At 62.3% G+C, this 1,262-nt stretch carries 2 protein-coding genes; one reads left to right on the forward strand and one right to left on the reverse strand.

From position 1 onward, the window contains the following. A partial coding sequence (locus tag Q0629_RS09935; RefSeq protein ID WP_298782023.1) for a sodium-dependent transporter occupies positions 1-640 on the reverse strand: 640 nt, incomplete at its 3' end. Between the two features lie 253 nt (positions 641-893). Here Q0629_RS09935 and Q0629_RS09940 point away from each other — a divergent pair. After that, a complete protein-coding gene (locus Q0629_RS09940; protein WP_298782025.1) occupies positions 894-1,124 on the forward strand; it encodes a DUF1858 domain-containing protein in 231 nt (76 codons plus the stop codon). Positions 1,125-1,262: the final 138 nt, after the last annotated feature.

Genomic DNA, 1,262 nt, shown 5'->3' on the forward strand with positions numbered 1-1,262 from the left:
GGTTCGCGAAGTTGGGCTTCAGGTAGAACTCGAGGCCGCGTTCCGCCCCCGGCAGGGTGATGGAGCGAAGGGCCAGCGCGATCATGATGGCGAGGAGGCCGCACATCATGACCTTGGTCACGCGCTCCACGCTTTGGCGCAGGCCGGTCCAGCAGACGGCGACGCCGATGAGCACCGTGAGCGCCGTCCAGCCGATGAGCTCCTGTGGGTCCGACAGCAGCGCTCCGAAGGCGTCGTTCACGACCTCCGGCGTGGCGCCCGCGAACCTGCCCGACGCGGAATACCAGACGTAGGCCAGCATCCAGCCCGTCACCACGGTGTAGAACATCATGAGCATGACGCTGCCGATCCAGGCCCCATAGCCCCAGAGGCCCCAGACGCGATGCTGCGGGCACAGGACCTTGAAGGACCGGGTGGAGCTCTTTTGCGAGGCGCGCCCCACGGCGAACTCCATCACCATGACGGGAATGCCGAGGAGCAGCAGAAAGGCAACGTACATCAGGACGAAGGCCGCCCCGCCGTACTGCCCCGTGATGAAGGGGAAGCGCCACACGTTGCCGAGGCCGATGGCGCACCCCGCCGACAGGAAGATGAAGCCCAGCCGGCTCCCCAGAGTTTCCCGTTTCTTGACGTTCTCCATGACGAATACCTTCCTCTCAAGTCTGGCGTTAAGGGGTAAATCGCGGCTGCCGCCGTCTTTTTGAGCCTGCGCTGTAAGGACCGAACGCCCTCGAAATCGGGAGGCTTTCGGGATCCGCGCCGGGGACTCCCCCCTAACAAAAATTTAATTTCCCTATTATACAACAGGTCGGTATTTTGGAGGATGATGCAACGCTCAAGAGGAGGGTATAATACCCGATATTTTTTCTATATTTTGTTGGGAGGGGATCTCAATGGCGGAGGCAGTTAAGGCGGCGGAGCCCTTTGAGGTGACGAAGGCGACGACAATGGGGGAGATGCTGGAGCACGACATGGGCATTGCTCAGGTCCTGATGCGGAGCGGGATGCACTGCGTGGGGTGCCCTTCGTCGATAGGAGAGTCCCTTGAGGACGCCTGCGCGGTTCACGGCCTCGACGCGGATCAGGTCCTGGCCGCTATCAAGGAGTACCTCGCGGGCCGGTAGCCGGGGGATGTGAAGCAAAAGGGGCAGCCGTGGGGCTGCCCCTCGCTTTATGTGAGCGCTTCTACGCGCCTTCGGATGCCTTCCGGGCGAGGGCGTTCTTCAGCCAGTCCCGGCCGTCGACGAAGCGAGAAACGATGA

It is taken from the genome of uncultured Fretibacterium sp. (assembly GCF_938030725.1).
GTDB lineage: Bacteria > Synergistota > Synergistia > Synergistales > Aminobacteriaceae > Fretibacterium.